This is a genomic window from Flavobacterium undicola (assembly GCF_009909155.2).
Classification (GTDB): Bacteria; Bacteroidota; Bacteroidia; order Flavobacteriales; family Flavobacteriaceae; genus Flavobacterium; species Flavobacterium undicola.
Window position 1 is genome coordinate 43,246 of the sequence record NZ_JAAAPM020000006.1, and the last position, 16,833, is coordinate 60,078.

The 16,833-nt window shown below is 35.3% G+C and carries 10 protein-coding genes; 4 read left to right on the plus strand and 6 right to left on the minus strand.

All coding sequences use genetic code 11. The features are described from left to right. Positions 1-18: 18 nt before the first annotated feature. Positions 19-2,232 (minus strand): TonB-dependent receptor, encoded by a 2,214-nt coding sequence (locus GTZ96_RS05155; protein WP_161641553.1) that lies wholly within the window; start codon positions 2,230-2,232, stop codon positions 19-21. A gap of 246 nt (positions 2,233-2,478) precedes the next feature. On the opposite strand from GTZ96_RS05155, the gene GTZ96_RS05160 reads away from it, so the two are divergent. From GTZ96_RS05160 to GTZ96_RS05170, 3 genes are all read left to right on the plus strand, one after another. Beyond that, positions 2,479-3,009 carry an RNA polymerase sigma factor gene (locus GTZ96_RS05160; protein WP_161641555.1) on the plus strand — a complete coding sequence of 177 codons (531 nt, stop codon included), beginning with the start codon at positions 2,479-2,481 and terminating at the stop codon, positions 3,007-3,009. Positions 3,010-3,013: 4 nt separating this feature from the next. Continuing rightward, entirely contained in the window at positions 3,014-3,799 is a 786-nt protein-coding gene (locus GTZ96_RS05165; protein ID WP_161641557.1) for an anti-sigma factor, read from the plus strand. A 106-nt stretch (positions 3,800-3,905) separates the two neighbouring features. Beyond that, positions 3,906-4,850, plus strand: a complete 945-nt coding sequence (locus GTZ96_RS05170) for a tRNA dihydrouridine synthase (protein ID WP_161641559.1) — start codon at positions 3,906-3,908, stop codon at positions 4,848-4,850. Between the two features lie 221 nt (positions 4,851-5,071). Here GTZ96_RS05170 and GTZ96_RS05175 read toward each other — a convergent pair whose 3' ends face one another. From GTZ96_RS05175 to GTZ96_RS05190, 4 genes are read right to left on the minus strand one after another with little or no spacing between them, the layout of a single operon-like run. Further along, positions 5,072-5,731, minus strand: coding sequence for a DUF1566 domain-containing protein (locus GTZ96_RS05175; protein WP_161641561.1), 660 nt, complete (start codon positions 5,729-5,731; stop codon positions 5,072-5,074). Between the two features lie 6 nt (positions 5,732-5,737). Then, complete coding sequence (locus GTZ96_RS05180; RefSeq protein WP_161641563.1) at positions 5,738-10,726, minus strand: beta strand repeat-containing protein; 4,989 nt, start codon at positions 10,724-10,726, stop codon at positions 5,738-5,740. 7 nt (positions 10,727-10,733) lie between these two features. Further along, on the minus strand, positions 10,734-11,363 hold the full coding sequence (locus GTZ96_RS05185; protein WP_161641565.1) for a hypothetical protein: 630 nt from the start codon (positions 11,361-11,363) through the stop codon (positions 10,734-10,736). Continuing rightward, the gene (locus GTZ96_RS05190; protein ID WP_161641568.1) at positions 11,360-11,830 is read right to left on the minus strand and encodes a T9SS type A sorting domain-containing protein; all 471 of its coding nucleotides are present in this window, start codon (positions 11,828-11,830) and stop codon (positions 11,360-11,362) included. Before GTZ96_RS05190 ends, GTZ96_RS05185 begins: the two co-directional genes overlap by 4 nt. A gap of 371 nt (positions 11,831-12,201) precedes the next feature. On the opposite strand from GTZ96_RS05190, the gene GTZ96_RS05195 reads away from it, so the two are divergent. Further along, positions 12,202-13,374 carry a helix-turn-helix domain-containing protein gene (locus tag GTZ96_RS05195; protein WP_161641570.1) on the plus strand — a complete coding sequence of 391 codons (1,173 nt, stop codon included), beginning with the start codon at positions 12,202-12,204 and terminating at the stop codon, positions 13,372-13,374. A gap of 96 nt (positions 13,375-13,470) precedes the next feature. Here GTZ96_RS05195 and ccsA read toward each other — a convergent pair whose 3' ends face one another. After that, positions 13,471-16,671 (minus strand): cytochrome c biogenesis protein CcsA, encoded by a 3,201-nt coding sequence (ccsA, locus tag GTZ96_RS05200; protein WP_161641572.1) that lies wholly within the window; start codon positions 16,669-16,671, stop codon positions 13,471-13,473. Between the last annotated feature and the right edge of the window lie 162 nt (positions 16,672-16,833).

Here is a 16,833-nt window from a genome sequence, read left to right on the forward strand (position 1 = left end):
ACAAAAAGCACTTTACTTTTAAAATCGATACGCAATTTTAGCTTTTAAATTAAAAGGTGTTCCGGGAGTAAAATGGATTTCATCAACAGAATTTGGCTCATCTTTCAATCTGGATTCGGTGGCAAACTGGGTTTCGTTCCATTCGGTATTAAATAAATTTTGGATGGCTACACCAAAAGTAAAATTCTTGAAATCATAGTTTAAATTCATATCGGTCACAAAGTAACCCTCGGCAACAATAGAATTGTCTTCATTAGCAGGACGGCTTTTTAAATAACGATACCGTATTCCTCCTGAAAATTGATGCCAATTTTGAAAACTGATTCCTCCTGTAGTAGTAAAATCAGGCGCTAACGGAATGTAATCTTCACCTCTAACTTCATCCATACTTCTGGCAAAAGTATAATTGGCATCCAAATAAATATATAAAATCTCATTTAAATGGTAGCGAATACCAAAATCGGCTCCCATGCGTTTTGTTCTTCCACTTGGCTCCATAATTCCCCCATCACCTGAATACACAAACTCTTGCTGCAAGTACATGTACCACAAAACTGAATTAATAATCAGGTTATGAGAAGGTTTCCAAATCGTTCCTATATCAGCGCCCATGGCTGTTGGCAAGATTTTCTTAGTATTATCCTGAACAACTACACGGACATCATTAGAGTGAAATCCCATTCCTGATTTTACAAAAAATTGCAAATTGTTGTTTTGAGAATAGATGAAATTCAATTTTGGAGAGAATTTCACTTCACTCTCCGATTGGTTTGTATAGGTTTCACTTAATTTATCCTGATAATTGAATTTAAAATAATCGAAACGCAGTCCCGGATTAATCATTAATTTCCCGAAGATAAATTCTGAATTGAAGTACCCATAATTATTATTTTCATCGATATCCCCTAGTTTAATATTTTCCAGTGTGGTTTTTCGATTCAAAGTATGAGACAATTCACTGTCTTTTGTTGCATCAGCTCTAAAACCAATTCCAGCCTGATAATTAATATCCCAAACATCATTCTTTATTTTTTTATTTATTTCGGCACTCATCCCATAAAGCGTTCTGTTTTCTTTTTGCCTGATTTGGTTTCCATTAACAGGATCTTTTAAGAAAAAAGTAAAATTAGAATACAATTCAAGTGCGTACTTGCTAAAAAAAGTATTGATTTTTACAAAGGTGTTTTTGTCTATTGGCTTATTCAAAGAAGCTATAATATTAGTTCTCGAAGTATTTCCACCTTCAGTATCGTCAACTGCTCCAAATCTGGAAATAATACCATTATCCACTAATCGCTGAGGAATTTGCCCTGAAGCATCCCACTTACTTGAAAAATGAGAGGCAGAAATTGAAAATTTACTATTGAGTCCCAATAAATACGTATATTTTCCTAACAAATTAAAACGGTTGAAATTTTGAGGCGATTCGAAAGGTCCATCGGTCAAAAAATACTCTGTGGCAATGTACGCTCTTTGATTTTTGGCATTGTCCAAAAGATTAAACATCCCTACGGCTCGTTTCATGTTAAATTGTCCTGCTTCGATGCTAATGCTACTATTATCTAATTTTTCTTTAGTCTGAAAACCTACATATCCAGCTGTAGCAAAATCTCCTTTATTGGCATAATAAGTTCCTTTACCATAATCAATTTTATCAACTGTTTCAGGAATCACAAAATGTAAATCGGCATAGCCCTGACCATGTGCATGAGAAACCAAATTTACAGGCATTCCATCAACTGAAATGGCAACATCAGTACCATGATCAATATCAAAACCTCTCAAAAACATCTGTTCGCTTTTTCCTCCACCGGCATGTTGTCCTATGAATAATCCCGGTACTTTTTGCAAAATTTCCTGAGAAGTATTCACTGGCGAAGTTTGCAAATCTATTTTTGAAATTAGATTCATTGCCGAAAGTTTGTGCTGAATTACAACATCATTTAATTTCAACACACCATCTTCCAGAACAATCTTATTTTCCTCATTACTGACTTTATAACTTTTTATTTTAAAACCTAAAGCGGTAATTCTCAAAACATCACCTACATTGGTTTTTTCAATTATAAAAGCACCTGAATCATCCGTATGCGAATGAGATTCAGTACTAGGATTGATAATAAAAGCATTTTCAACTGCATTTCCATAACCATCTATTACAATACCTTTTTGCGTTTGCGAGAAAGAACAAAAAACTATAAGAACAGTAAGTAGTGTAAAAATGCGCTTCATAAAAAACTATACTATTGGGTTGGTTGTTATATAATTTTACAATTGCCAAATATAAAATGTCGGGGTATAAGTAGTATCCTGTATCTAATTAAAATATTTCATTTTCATTGCGATAAAAAACAAGAACAGTTTTCATTCTAGTTAGTAGTTATCCAAATGAAAAATAAGATTTTTATTTATGAATTTATGAAAAGATATCCATTTCTAAATAAGTTTGTATAAGTTTGTATAGCAAAAATAAAAACTATGAGCCAGGACGAATTATTAGTTTTAATCTACAGAAAGGACGAAAAAGCCTTTACACATCTTTATGATATGTATGCTAAAAGTTTATTTTCGGTGATTAGTGTTCTCATTAAAAATACGGAAGAAGCAGAAGATGTTCTGCAGGAAGTATTTGTAAAAATCTGGAAAAACTTAGACAGTTATAACGAGAGTAAAGGTCGTTTTTACACTTGGATACTCAATATTGCCCGTAATACATCTATTGATAAATTACGTTCTAAAAACTTTAACAACAGTCAAAAAAACCTTTCTACAGATAATTTCGTAAATCTATTAGAAGACAGTAACAAACTGACGAACAAGGTTGATGGAATAGGAATGCAAGAATTTATTAAAAGATTAAAACCTAAATGTATCCAAATAATAGATTTATTATTTTTTAAAGGCTATACCCAACAAGAAGCTGCGGAAGAACTGGAAATTCCTTTAGGAACAGTAAAAACGCACAACAGAAACTGTATTAATGATTTAAGAAACTATTTGAAAGTATAGTACAATGGAAACGAAAGAATATATAGAATCAGGCATATTAGAACTTTACGTTTACGGCTCATTAACTGAGACCGAAAGCGAAGAAGTAGCAGCAATGGCTAAAAAACACCCCGAAATTAATGCTGAAATTTTAGCAATTGAGAAATCAATTGTAGCATTGTCTTCCAGTTTTTCTCCATTTCAATCTGCAGAAAATTACGCTAAAATAAAAGAAAAACTAGATTTAAAAGCAGCTGAAGTAATCCCAATGGCTCCTAAGAGAAATTGGTCTCAATTCATTGGCTGGGCTGCGGCAATACTATTATTAGTTGGTATTGGATTCCAATACAATCAATTGGAACAAACCAATAATCAAGTGGTAAATGCGACAAATGAAAAAGCTAAAGTAGAAAAAGAACTGAATGAATTAGCACTTAAAAAAGCAGCCATCGAAACTAATTTAGCCGTTATAAAAGACGAAAAAAATACTGTAGTTGCTCTTGCGGGTCAAACTGTAGCTCCAGAATCTTCAGCAAAAATATATTGGAACAAAGAAACTCAAAAAGTATATGTTGATGCTTCCGGATTACCGCAACCTCCTAAAGGCATGGTGTATCAGGTTTGGGCTTTAAAATTAAATCCATTGACTCCTACAAGTATCGGATTGCTGGATAACTTTGATAAAAATGACCAACGCTTTTTTGCAGTCAATAATACTGGAGACGCTCAGGCATTTGGTATCACATTAGAACCAGCTGGCGGAAGTATAACACCTACAATGGAACAATTGTATACGTTAGGAAAAGTATAATTCAATTCAAAAATTAAATAGTAAAAAAGACTTTCTCACGAAAGTCTTTTTTTTGTTTGATACAGTTGTAGTTTGTATTGATTATATTTGCACAATTATTTTTTTCATGAGCTACACCCTTCTTTCTTCACCTCTTCAAGGATTTACTGATTTTCGTTTTAGAAATGCCCAAAATAAATATTTTGGAGGGATTGATACTTTTTATTCACCTTACATCCGTTTAAATGGAAAACTAGTTGTAAAATCGTCTTATCAACGTGACTTACTTCCTGAAAATAATGAAGGATTAGAAGTCATTCCACAAATCATCACCAATGATGCTGAGGAATTTTTATTTGTTTCCAAGTATGTTCAGGAATTAGGGTACAAAGAACTCAATTGGAATTTGGGTTGTCCTTATCCCATGGTAACCAAATCAGGAATGGGTTCGGGATTGATTTGCCAAACCGAAAAAATCAATGCAATTTTAGAAAAAGTACATGCCGAATCAGACATTATTGTATCAATGAAAATGCGCTTAGGTTATGACAACGCCGAAGAAATTCTGGATGTTTTACCGCTGTTAGAACAATATCCCATCAAAAATGTGGCGATTCATGCCCGCATTGGAAAACAATTGTACAATGGTGGAGTGAATTTAGACGGTTTCCAACAATGTGTAGACAATACCAAACTTAAACTATACTACAATGGCGATATTACCTCGGTAGCTCAATTTCACAAAATGCAGGAACGCTTTCCTACTATCGATCATTGGATGATAGGTCGCGGTTTGATAGCCGATCCCTTTTTACCGAGCATGATTAAAAACAACAGCTCCGAATATCCATCTAACAAAATGGAATTATTCAGCGATTTCCACGATACTTTATACGCCGGTTATAGTGAATCACTATCTGGAGCAACCCATATTTTATTGAAAATGCACCATTTATGGGAGTACTTTTCGGTAATTTTTTCCAATCCACACAAAATCCATAAAAAGATAAAAAAGGCTAAAAGTATACGCAATTATGAACAAGCGGTTAGAGAAATTATTAAGGAAGGGTAATTGATACTAAATCATTTGTCAGAGACTATTAAACCTTCATCAAATCACCCGTTAGATAAATGCGTTTTTGACCAGAGACAGTATTAGCCTAACCGTTCGTCTTGGTCTAATCGAAAAACTCATGGTGTTGTAAAACTAACTCCGGTTCCATATGAGATTCCTTGATTATTCGTGGCATAAGCCCTTACATAATAAGTAGTGCCGCTTGATAAACCCGTAAGTTAAAATGTTCGCATAGCCCTGATATGACTATTTGAATTTTTACCAAACTGTGGTTGTCCGCCATTTCCCGGGGCCATGTGCTGTCGGATTGCGTTAGCAGAACTAACTTCTGAAGAGCTCCAGTACAAATAGGCGTTAACATTAGTAAAGTAAGACAAAGTCAAATAGATTTTGTTCAGTTCGTCTTTACTTGGCCAATACCAATCGGTGTAACCACCGCCAGCATAGTCATCACAAAGTTTCGCAGGTGTTCCCGCAGCATTGCAGATAGCTAATATGGTTGCAGTATTTGTAACTCCGGTACCAATTACTGTCCCTATAGCATTTGTTGCCACTCCGGGGCAACCCCAACCAGTATAGCCTACATCTTCATTGGACGCTATAAGCCCGTGCGTTTCTCCTGGTACATAACCAGTATCTCCATTCTGAAAGAGATATACAATAGTACCTCCCTGATACTTAATACCCGGTCCTAACGGGCTGATCGTAACATTTCCCGTTAGGGTCAATCCGTCGTAAAAACCAATACCCCCATTTTTATTCAGGTAAGAAGTAGTTGTTGATATGATTTGACCGTATTTGCTTATTCCCTGGGCAAATGTACCATTGGCAATAAACAAAACGATAGTGATAAGTAAATAGTTTTTAATGTTCCTCATAACCTGTTAATAATAATAGTCAAACTGAACTCGATCGCCTGCTGTCAATGCGTAAGCACCATTGTTGGCAGAAATATAAGTTAAAGTAGTGCCACTCACTGAATAAGCAGTATTACTTATTCTGATACCATTCACATACATTTTTACCTTACTATTTGTCGAAGGTGTCTGCGTTAAAGTAAAACTGGTTTGAGCAGCTGTTGCTGTAAATTCATCAGCAACTTCTCTAACTAAATATGAGGTTGCATCTACACTACCATCCGCTTTTAAAAATTGAGAAGAGGTTCCTCCTGATTTTATGTAGGAAGCAGCCGTAATTGCAGCACTTGTATTTACTGAAGTTACGTTGGTGTTACCTAATTGAATTTTATTACTAGCATTTACAACAGCTCCATTACCAATCGATGTGGCATTAGTTAAAGCATCACTTGAAACATCAGCATTGTAACCAACAGCGGTATTGTTACTTCCCGTGGTATTAGAACCCATAGCTCCAAATCCAACTGCAACGTTAAGATTACCCTGGCTGTTGTTTAATAAAGACTCTGCTCCCATCGCCGTATTATAGTTCCCAATAGTATTTTCAGCCAAAGCTTCCTGCCCATAAGCGGCATTTTGATAACCAGTAGTATTATTTATCATCGTTAAATGACCAAAGGCAGCATTGTGATGACCAGTTGAATTGGATTCTAATGTTTCTAAACCAACAGCCGTATTACTTGATCCTGTAACATTACCCAACATCGATTGTCGTCCGATAGAAATGTTTTGATTACCTGTAGAATTACTCGTTAATGCCTGATATCCAACAGCAATATTATCATCCCCCGATGTAATGGAAGTTAGTGCTCCTGTACCAATACCTATATTTCTATCTGCACTACTCAGTACACCTGTAGTCCGGTGACCTATCAGTAAACTGTTTGAAAAATTAGCTCCTCCACTTTTAGAATCGCTAAGGCCGTCTAAAGTTGTTACTGCACTTGTTAAGTAAGTACTAGAATCAACACTACCGTCCGCTTTTAAAAATTGGGAAGATGTACCTCCGGATTTAACAATGGAAGTACCCGTTATTGCCCCACTTGAAGTAACGGCTCCAGCATTCCATATACCACTGGTAATAGTACCAACAGTATTTGCAGTACCCGATGCAGTAAGATTACCCGTTACATTCAATGTTCCACCAATTGCTGTATTACCGGATAAAGTAGCTGTTGTGCCGGTTAATCCTCCTGTCAATGTTCCACCTGCCAATGGCAAATACGTTGATGCTACACTCGCACTACTTACATATGTGTTTGAATCAACACTTCCATCCGCTTTTAAAAATTGAGAAGAGGTGCCTCCTGATTTAATATAGGAAGCAGCTGTAATCGCTGCACTGGTATTTACTGAAGTTACACTTCCATTACCCAACTGTATTTTATTGCTCGCCGTAACTATGGCACCATTACCTATTGCTGTCGCATTGGTTAAAGCAGAACTTGAAACGTCGGCATTGTAACCCACTGCGGTATTATTACTCCCCGTGGTATTAGACCCCATAGCTCCAAATCCAACGGCAATGTTAAAATTACCCTGGCTGTTGTTGTATAAAGATTCTGCTCCCATCGCCGTATTTTTATTTCCGGTATCATTCAATTTCAAGGCTTCCTGCCCATAAGCAGCATTTTGATAACCAGTACTGTTACTTATCATAGTAAGATGACCAAAGGCAGCATTGTGATGACCAGTAGAATTTGATTCTAATGTTTCCAATCCAACTGCGGTATTACTAGATCCAGTTACATTACCCAACATAGATTGTCGCCCAATAGCAATGTTTTGATTACCTGTTGCATTACTGGTTAATGCTTGATATCCAACAGCAATATTATCATCTCCTTGCGTAATTGAGGATAATGCACCAAAACCAATACCTATATTTCTATCTGCACTACTCAGTACACCTGTAGTTCGGTGACCTATCAGTAAACTGTTTGAAAAGTTTGCGCCTCCACTTTTAGAATCGCTAAGGCCATCTAAAGTTGTCACTGCACTTGTTAAATAAGTACTAGAATCAACACTACCGTCCGCTTTTAAAAATTGGGAAGAAGTACCTCCGGACTTGATTAAAGATGTACCGGTAATTGCCCCAGCAGAAAAATTGCCGGAAGCATCTCTTGCAACAATAGCACTTGCCGTGTTGGCGGAAGTGGCTGTAGTCGCTGAGTTAGACACCTTTCCAGCAGTTGATATGGTAGCCAACTTAGTATCTACAATACCTGCAGTTGCAGAAACTTTGCTATTGTCTATAGCTCCTGACGCAATTGTTGGTGAGTTTGCAGTTCCTGTTAAGTCCCCTGCTAGTTGTACTTTACCCTTTATCAATGTAGTGGCATCAGGAGTAGCGTTTGTAGCGATACTATTATCTACATACGTTTTTACCGATTTAACACTTGGGTATTTCGTGTCTGAAGCGCCATCCGTAGTCACATCGGTACTTTTATTTGCCAAAGCTTCTTTTGTCCCTTCTGCTGTGGTGGCACGAGTTACTTCGGTAGCTAAATCTGTGGTTAATGTGTTTTCAACATTCGTAGCTCTTGTAACTTCTGCGGCTAACGCTGTTGAACCTGTGGAAGATGTCGCGTCAACATACGTTTTTACCGATTTCACACTTGGGTATTTCGTATCTGAAGCTCCGTCAGTTGTAACATTAGTGCTTTTGTTTGCCAAGTCTTCTTTCAGTAAGTCTGCAGCTGTTCTGTTCGTTACTTCAGTAGCTAAGTTGGCTGTCAAAGTAGCATCAGCGGAAGTTCTTGCAGCAGTTTCAGTTGCCAAATTAGCAGCAACCGTGTTTTCAGCAGCTGTAGCACGAGTTACTTCATTAGCCAAAGCTGTTGAAGCAGATGCAGCATTGGTATCTACATAGGTTTTTACCGATTTTACACTTGGATATTTAGTATCTGAAGTTCCGTCAGTTGTAACATTAGTACTTTTGTTAGCCAAGTCTTCTTTCAGTAAGTCGGCGGCTGTTCTGTTAGTTACTTCAGTAGCTAAGTTGGTTGTCAAAGTAGCATCAGCGGAAGTTCTTGCCGAAGTTTCAGCAGTTAAATTAGTAGCAATTGTATTTTCTGCAGCTGTAGCACGAGTTACTTCATTAGCTAAAGCTGTTGTGGCAGATGCAGTACTAGCATCAACATAGGTTTTCACCGATTTTACACTTGGATATTTAGTATCTGAAGTTCCGTCGGTTGTAACATTAGTGCTTTTGTTTGCCAAATCTTCTTTCAATAAGTCGGCGGCTGTTCTGTTTGTTACTTCGGTAGCTAAGTTAGCTGTCAAAGTAGCATCAGCTGAAGTTCTTGCCGAAGTTTCTGTTGTTAAGTTAGTAGCAATCGTGTTTTCTGCAGCTGTAGCACGAGTTACTTCATTAGCCAAAGCTGTTGAAGCAGATGCTGCATTGGTATCTACATAGGTTTTTACCGATTTTACACTTGGATATTTAGTATCTGAAGTTCCGTCAGTTGTAACATTAGTGCTTTTGTTAGCCAAATCTTCTTTCAATAAGTCTGCAGCTGTTCTGTTTGTTACTTCAGTAGCTAAGTTGGCTGTCAAAGTAGCATCAGCGGAAGTTCTTGCAGCAGTTTCAGTGCTTAAGTTTGTAGTTAACGTATTATTTGCAGCTGTTCTATTGGTTACTTCAGTAGCTAAGTTAGTTGTCAAAGTTGCATCAGCTGAAGTTCTTGCCGAAGTTTCAGCAGTTAAATTGGTAGCAATTGTATTTTCTGCAGCTGTAGCACGAGTTACTTCATTAGCCAAAGCTGTTGAAGCAGATGCTGCATTGGTATCTACATAGGTTTTTACCGATTTTACACTTGGATATTTAGTATCTGAAGTTCCATCGGTTGTAACATTAATGCTTTTGTTTGCCAAGTCTTCTTTCAGTAAGTCTGCAGCTGTTCTGTTCGTTACTTCAGTAGCTAAGTTAGTTGTCAAAGTAGCATCAGCGGAAGTTCTTGCAGCAGTTTCTGTACTTAAGTTTGTAGTTAACGTATTATTTGCAGCTGTTCTATTGGTTACTTCAGTAGCTAAGTTAGTTGTCAAAGTAGCATCAGCAGAAGTTCTTGTAGCAGTTTCAGTGCTTAAATTTGTAGTTAACGTATTATCTGCAGCTGTTCTGTTGGCTACTTCAGTAGCTAAGTTGGTTGTTAAAGTATTATTTGCAGCAGTGCGATTATTGGTTTCCGTAACCAAATTAGCAGCAATAGTATTTTCCGCAGTTGTAGCGCGGGTTATTTCGTTAGTCAAAGCCGTTGAAGACAATGTAGCGCTTGCATCTACATAGGTTTTTACCGATTTTACACTTGGATATTTAGTATCTGAAGTTCCGTCGGTTGTAACATTAGTACTTTTGTTTGCTGCATTTTCTTTTAAATTTAATGCTGTTTGTGTAGCCGTACTTATCGGTTTATTTAAATCTGTTGTATTATCTACATTGTTTATTTGTAAATTAGTTCTGGCTCCTAAAACGGTAATAGCATTAGTACCTCCATTTTCTATAGCGACAACACCAGTCACATTTTCAGCACTTATTGCCGAAAAAGCCAGTGGAGCATAACTAAATTCCTGACTGCTAATCTCAGTATAAGTAGTACAATTTCCATTGATATTAATTCCAACAATTAAACTTTTCTTTGAAGAACTCCAAACAATAGACTTAAAAGAAGCTGCATATCCTGCAGTTTGTGTCCCTTTACCAATAACTAAATTGACCATCCCAAAACCGTCTGTTTTTATTTGCACCGTTTCCTGGTATTCTATATTCGAAAATTCATCAACAAATTTAAATACCATACAGATATCCTTATTGACAACGGGGCTACTGACATTATTTACCCCCGGTAATTGTTCGCCTTTAGGATTTAAAATTATAGCTTGATAGCTTATCCCATTCGTTTGAGCAAAAGTCTTAGTTGCTACAAAAAGTATAAAAAGTATAACTATTTTTTTCATATCGCTTTTAATTAATGTTGAAATGAACTCCTAATTCTAATTGATTCGTCCTGAATGATAATTTTTCCTTTAAAGAATTGGTAATATTTATACTCTGACAAAAATCATATCCAAGACTTAAACCTCCAAATGAAGGAATATTATATTTTACCATTAAACCAGCCGAAGATTCTAAGATAATTCCCGAAAATTCTTTTTGATGCATTAAATCATAATAAATACCATTTACTTCTTGTTTCCCATAAATTAGAGAAGAAGCATTTAGAGCTGTTTTAACCAAAAAATCAATACTGTTTTTTGAATTGGTTTTATAAGAATAAAATTGATACATCAAACCACCTTGTAAACCAAGATACTGCGTATCCCATCGATAAGAATTCGCTGAGTTCCCTCCTATTGCGTTATAATCATTTAAGGAAAGTCCTAATGAATACAATATTTTTTTGTTTATCAAAGGTTTTGTAAAACCAATTTCATAAAAATTTCCAGTTCCACTCTGGATATTTGGATTTACCTGAAGATTAGCATCTTTATAAAGGTACTTTGTGTAATTTTTACCTGTAGTAAAATAAATTTCCTGAGAAAAGATGCTTGCAGATGACAATAGAAAAATAAGTAGTAAGTAGTTTTTTATCATAGTTTAATAATTTTAGTGTAATAATTGAAATTTGTGGCTTGTAGTCGGACTAAATATTCTGATTGGGGTAGGTTGGCTAAATTAATTGTCAAAATAGAATTGTCTATTGTCTCTTTTTTTTCAAAAACCAAACGCCCACTGATGTCAAACACATACACCGTTATTTGATTTGGCATCAATTGTGAAAATTGAAAATTAACCGTTTCCGAAAACGGATTAGGATAAGTTTGGATAGAAACTTCAGTTTTCTCATTGGAAGCGATATAAGTACTCCAAAGGCTTTGCTGAAACCCCTGAATAACTACAGTATTACTATTTGAATTACCAATGGCACTTTGTTGACCTATTGTTTGGCTTATAATGTAGCCATCGGAAGTTTTTGTGGTCAATCCTTGTGAGGAAAGCATTTGATGGTGCAAAATTTGCCCATAAAAAGGAATCGTGATAAATATAAATAAATACCTCATAAAAATAATTTTAAACAAACTTAATCGTTCTTTTGATACATTTCGTCGATGTTTTTAAATATATCTTAAAAAAAGGTTAATTAGTAACAACTTTTTAGTTTTTAGTAAACAAAAAGCCAGTTTCAAGAACAAAACCTCTCTTAAACGTAAGAAATTAAAGATGTTTTTAAAAAACATTTCACAACTACTGACAAAAAGTTAAGAAATCTAAAAGAATTTTTCAATTTTTAGTAAGCCTAGAATTAAATTTAAAAAAAACACCTACATTTGAAATTGAACTAAGGCATGACAAAAAACATCCTTTCTGTCTATAAAAAAGTTATACTTTTTTATTCATATTCGCTATGGGGAAAAACCAAATATAAAATCAAATGATTACAAATTTACTTTGCATTATTACTGGTATACTCGGTGTATTAACTACTTTTTTAATCTTTGGTAGTTATAAATCAAACAGGATGATGAATTTGTATATGATTTTATTGATACTCATTATTTCTCTACGCCATTTAACAATTGGAATCACTTATTTCATGTCAGATGCTGTTTTTAAAGACACTTCTTATACCTATTCCAATTTTGCAGCAGTTGTAATTCCCCTTTTCTATTTGTATTTTAAAAATTTAGCCAACAATAATAAAGATTTTGAGAGCAAAGAGTTATTTCATTTTATATTCCCGATATTCTTTTTTGTTTGTATCCTCTTAGTCAATAAATTCCTAATTTTTTCCTTATCATTAGAGATTCTTTTTTACACCATCTTTTTTATTTACGCTTTGTGTTACACTGTAGTGTGTTACCAATTATTAAAAGATACTATTTGGACCCGAAAAATTGAAAGTACAGTAATTAAAAAGCAAAATGAATTAATAAAAAAATGGACAATATTTTTATTTATCGCCATTACATTGATAACCTTAAGACTTTTGGTATCTATACTTTTTAAAAGCTTTCATAATGAACATATTAAAGGCCTTAGTTATCAATGGGTATCCTCTCTCATTTGGCTATTCATTCTGCTCAAAATATTGATTTCCCCTGAAATATTGTACGGATACGATGTGCTTTATCAAAAAATAAATGAAAACAGAAACAATGACTTAGTGCTGAATGAACTTTGGAATACATCACCAAATAACACCTTAAACAACAGCCAGCATCTTATATTAAAAGAAAAAATAGATAAAAATATTTTATCCTATATAGAACAAATAGAGAAAATATCTTTTGAATATGAACTATTTAGGGAACCCGATATGAAGCTTACTGATCTGGCCAACAAACTGAATATTCCTAAAAGTCATATCTCCTATTTGTTTAAATACCATTGTAAAATTTCTTTTTCAGAATACAAAAAAACAATCCGAATTCACGACGCCATCAAACATATTGAACAGGATTACTTAAAAAACAACACATTGGATTCTTTATCTAAACAAGTCGGATTTACATCTTACAATCCTTTTTTCACCAGTTTTAAAGAAGTCTCAGGTGTTTCTCCAATAGAATATTGCAAGAATATAAAAATGGAATTAGAAGCCTAAAAAAAGGCTCAACTTTTACAAGTTGAGCCTTTTTTTAGAGATTTCAAACCTGACAGCTTTTAAAAACCTGTCAGGTTTATTATTTACAACAAAACCTTATTTCTTATAATACTTTCTGTATTTAGGGTAAGTAACTGCCCCAATTAAAGCAATTCCTCCTAACGAATAGTAAATCCAGTTTAGGGAATGTGCTTCACCACTGGCATAAGAATGCAATCCTACCAGGTGAAAATTTACTCCGTAATAGGTAAACAAAATAGAAACAAAAGCAAACATACTCATCAGGTTGAAAACCCATTTCCCTCTTAAATGAGGCACAAAACGAGCGTGAATCACAAAAGCATATATCATAATACTGATTAATGCCCAGGTTTCTTTTGGATCCCAACCCCAGTAACGTCCCCAACTTTCATTAGCCCATTGTCCACCAAGGAAGTTTCCAATAGTCAACATAATCAATCCAATGGTTAAAGCCATTTCGTTGATATAAGTAATCTCCTGAATATTCAAATCCATTTTGGCTCTGTTTTTTTCGTTGGTAAAAAAGATCAACAACAGCGATACAAATCCTAAAATCATTCCCAATGCAAATGGTCCATAACTGGCCACAATTACGGCAACGTGAATCATTAACCAATACGAATTCAAAACTGGTTGTAGATTAGCTATTTCCGGATCAATCCAGTTCATATAAGCCGCCATCAAAATCATGGCTGTTACAAAGGCTGATGAAGCCACAGTCAGTTTTGATTTTATATCGAAAGCCAAACCAAAGAACATCGTTGCCCAGGACACATACACAATCGACTCGTAAGCATTACTCCAAGGCGCATGACCTGAAATATACCAACGTGCAATTAATCCTGCAGTGTGCAATGCAAATAACAATCCGATGATGATGTGCATACCGTTAACCAAATAATTCAATACTTTTCCTTCTTTGAATATTTTCAAGATAGTAAACAATAGCATCAAAATTGCCGCCGTTAAATACCAATATGGTAGTTTTTGGAACACATCATATTTGTTATATAGAATCTCTAAAGAAACTTTATCCTCAGAAGGCAATACTTTGGCACCAAATCTCTTTTGGAAACCATGTAAACTTTCTAATAATTCATCGGCATTTTTATAATCTCCGGAAACAGAAGCATTAGTCAACGAACCAAAATACAATGGCAAAACACTTTTAGTATAAGTAGAATCCATGCCTTTCAATCCGGCAGTTTCCAGTTCGTTAAAAGAAATCCATTTGTTGTTATCATCATGCGGAATTGGGAAAATCTTCATAATAGTTCCGCTCAATGCCGATTCCATTAGGTTGACTTTCTTATCCGTTTCTACGAAATCCTTTTCAAACTGATTCGGATTAGCTGCCTTATAAGCCGCTTCTAAATAAGGTGATAATTTATAATTTCCCTGTTCGTCAAAAAAGGCGATAAAAGGAGCATATTTTGCTTTATCATCAATACCAATAATTTTTCTGATGCTGTCATTCCCGCTTTTGATATAAATTAACGGAACTTCAATCCACAATTTAGCATATTGCGACATCGACAAAAATACCTGATCCGAATTCATGCCTTTGTATTCGTTAGCATGACTTACTTTTCGCAACAATTCAGATGAAAAAGTATTAATAGGTTTCATCCTTCCGCCTGCATCCTGAATAATCAATCTACCAAAATCAGCAGCGTGCTTTTCAGAAACCTTGTACTTTGTAATTAAGGAATCAAGCTGTTTTTCTGTTGGCGCCACTCTTACATGCGCAGTCTTCCCTGACTGGCTTTCTTCAGTGTGATTATGATTATGATCGTGTTCATGGTCATGCATTTGGGCAAAACCATTAAAACTCAACAACAAAATTAAAATCGGAATCAGTTTTTCTTTTTTATCCTTAACCACTTCTAATTTTCTTTTCAAATCAGCAAAACGGGAATGTTTGGTAAACATAATCGACATCAACGAAAAGAATAATAAAAAGTAACCCGCATAAGTAATATTAGTTCCCCAGAAATCGTGATTTACTGAAAGTACCGTCCCTTTTTCGTCTGGATCAAAAGAAGATTGGAAAAAACGATAACCTTCATGGTCTAAAACGTGATTCATATAAATTCGGGCGTCAAATGGTTTAGCAGCCGAATCCTGAACCGTCACCTTACTTTCAAACGAAGAATAACTCTTCTCCGTTCCCGGATATTTTTGTGCAATAAAATCGTTCAACTTAATTTTAAAAGGCAAAATGTAAGCTTTACTTCCATAGAATAAAGAATACTCAACATTCCCTATTTTCACTGTTTTAGGCTCTCCTTGTTTTCCTTTCGAACCTAAAATAGTCACTTCTTTTTCCTGTCCTTCAGCCTTAACAGTCAAGACCAAAGCATCTTCATGCTCCTTAGCTTTAAAATCATTATTCGACTCATAATCAATCACTCCTTTTACGGCAGGATCAGGAAAAACAATTCGGATATCGCCAATGCTGTACAACGAACGTCTCATCAACGGCTGTACTTTATCCTTAGCAACTGCTCCCTGCAACTTATCCGCCATGCGCATAAAGTTTCCTTCAAACGGCGTTTCAATAGTATAATCTTTACCATCAAACGTAATGTTGATAGCACCATCAGTGTGTTTATTCAACGCAAAAAGCACATTGTGAATATTCTGCACCTCCCCTTCTTTCAGGAAATGTTCCTCACGTCCACCATCACCAGCTTCCACTAATTTCATGTACAAAGTTCCGTTGGCATCGGGTTTCACATATTCTTTGGCTCCCATAATGAAGTTTTTATACTTCACCTCAAAAGGCGTTTTGTCAAATTCTCCAGAAACTGAAAAATCATTATCGGTTACAGGCGACAACAATACTTTTTGTTCAAAAGTCCTGCGTTTCATTTCGCCCTTATATTCTCCATCCACAAAAACAGTCAGAAAGGTTTTATCCGAATAAAACTGATTTTCGGCAGCGCCTTCGCGAATAGGCATCACACCCTCATAACTGATATAACGGGTAATAAAAGCACCTAAAAGAATCAAAATAAAAGCCAAATGCAGCAATAAAGTAGCCCATTTTTCCTTTTTCAACAAATGATAACGTTTGATATTCCCAATAAAGTTAATCATGAAAAACACCATAATTCCCTCAAACCACCAGGTATTATAAACCCAAATTCGAGCCGTATCAGTATTGTATTTACTTTCGATGAAAGTTCCGGTTGCCATTGCTACTGCAAAAGCCAGAAAAAGAAAAGCCATTAAGCGGGTAGAAAATAAAAAAGCGTAGATTTTTTTATCCATTTGTAAGGGATTACATTTTATAAAAGCGCCACAAAAGTACTTAAAAATGTTGACTTCTACCGCCGTGCAATTGTTAATTAAATCCAAAATTAACCCCTCAAAATCGCTTTTAATTTTCTTTTTTTGGGCGTGCCCTTGTTGCGGAACTATTTCTGGAAAACT

Coding starts and splice junctions, on each gene's coding strand:
- ccsA (WP_161641572.1), bottom strand. CDS start 16,671: ATGGATAAAAAAATCTACGCTTTTTTATTTTCTACCCGCTTAATGGCT.
- GTZ96_RS05190 (WP_161641568.1), bottom strand. CDS start 11,830: ATGAGGTATTTATTTATATTTATCACGATTCCTTTTTATGGGCAAATT.
- GTZ96_RS05180 (WP_161641563.1), bottom strand. CDS start 10,726: ATGAAAAAAATAGTTATACTTTTTATACTTTTTGTAGCAACTAAGACT.
- GTZ96_RS05175 (WP_161641561.1), bottom strand. CDS start 5,731: ATGAGGAACATTAAAAACTATTTACTTATCACTATCGTTTTGTTTATT.
- GTZ96_RS05155 (WP_161641553.1), bottom strand. CDS start 2,232: ATGAAGCGCATTTTTACACTACTTACTGTTCTTATAGTTTTTTGTTCT.
- GTZ96_RS05185 (WP_161641565.1), bottom strand. CDS start 11,363: ATGATAAAAAACTACTTACTACTTATTTTTCTATTGTCATCTGCAAGC.
- GTZ96_RS05165 (WP_161641557.1), top strand. CDS start 3,014: ATGGAAACGAAAGAATATATAGAATCAGGCATATTAGAACTTTACGTT.
- GTZ96_RS05160 (WP_161641555.1), top strand. CDS start 2,479: ATGAGCCAGGACGAATTATTAGTTTTAATCTACAGAAAGGACGAAAAA.
- GTZ96_RS05170 (WP_161641559.1), top strand. CDS start 3,906: ATGAGCTACACCCTTCTTTCTTCACCTCTTCAAGGATTTACTGATTTT.
- GTZ96_RS05195 (WP_161641570.1), top strand. CDS start 12,202: ATGATTACAAATTTACTTTGCATTATTACTGGTATACTCGGTGTATTA.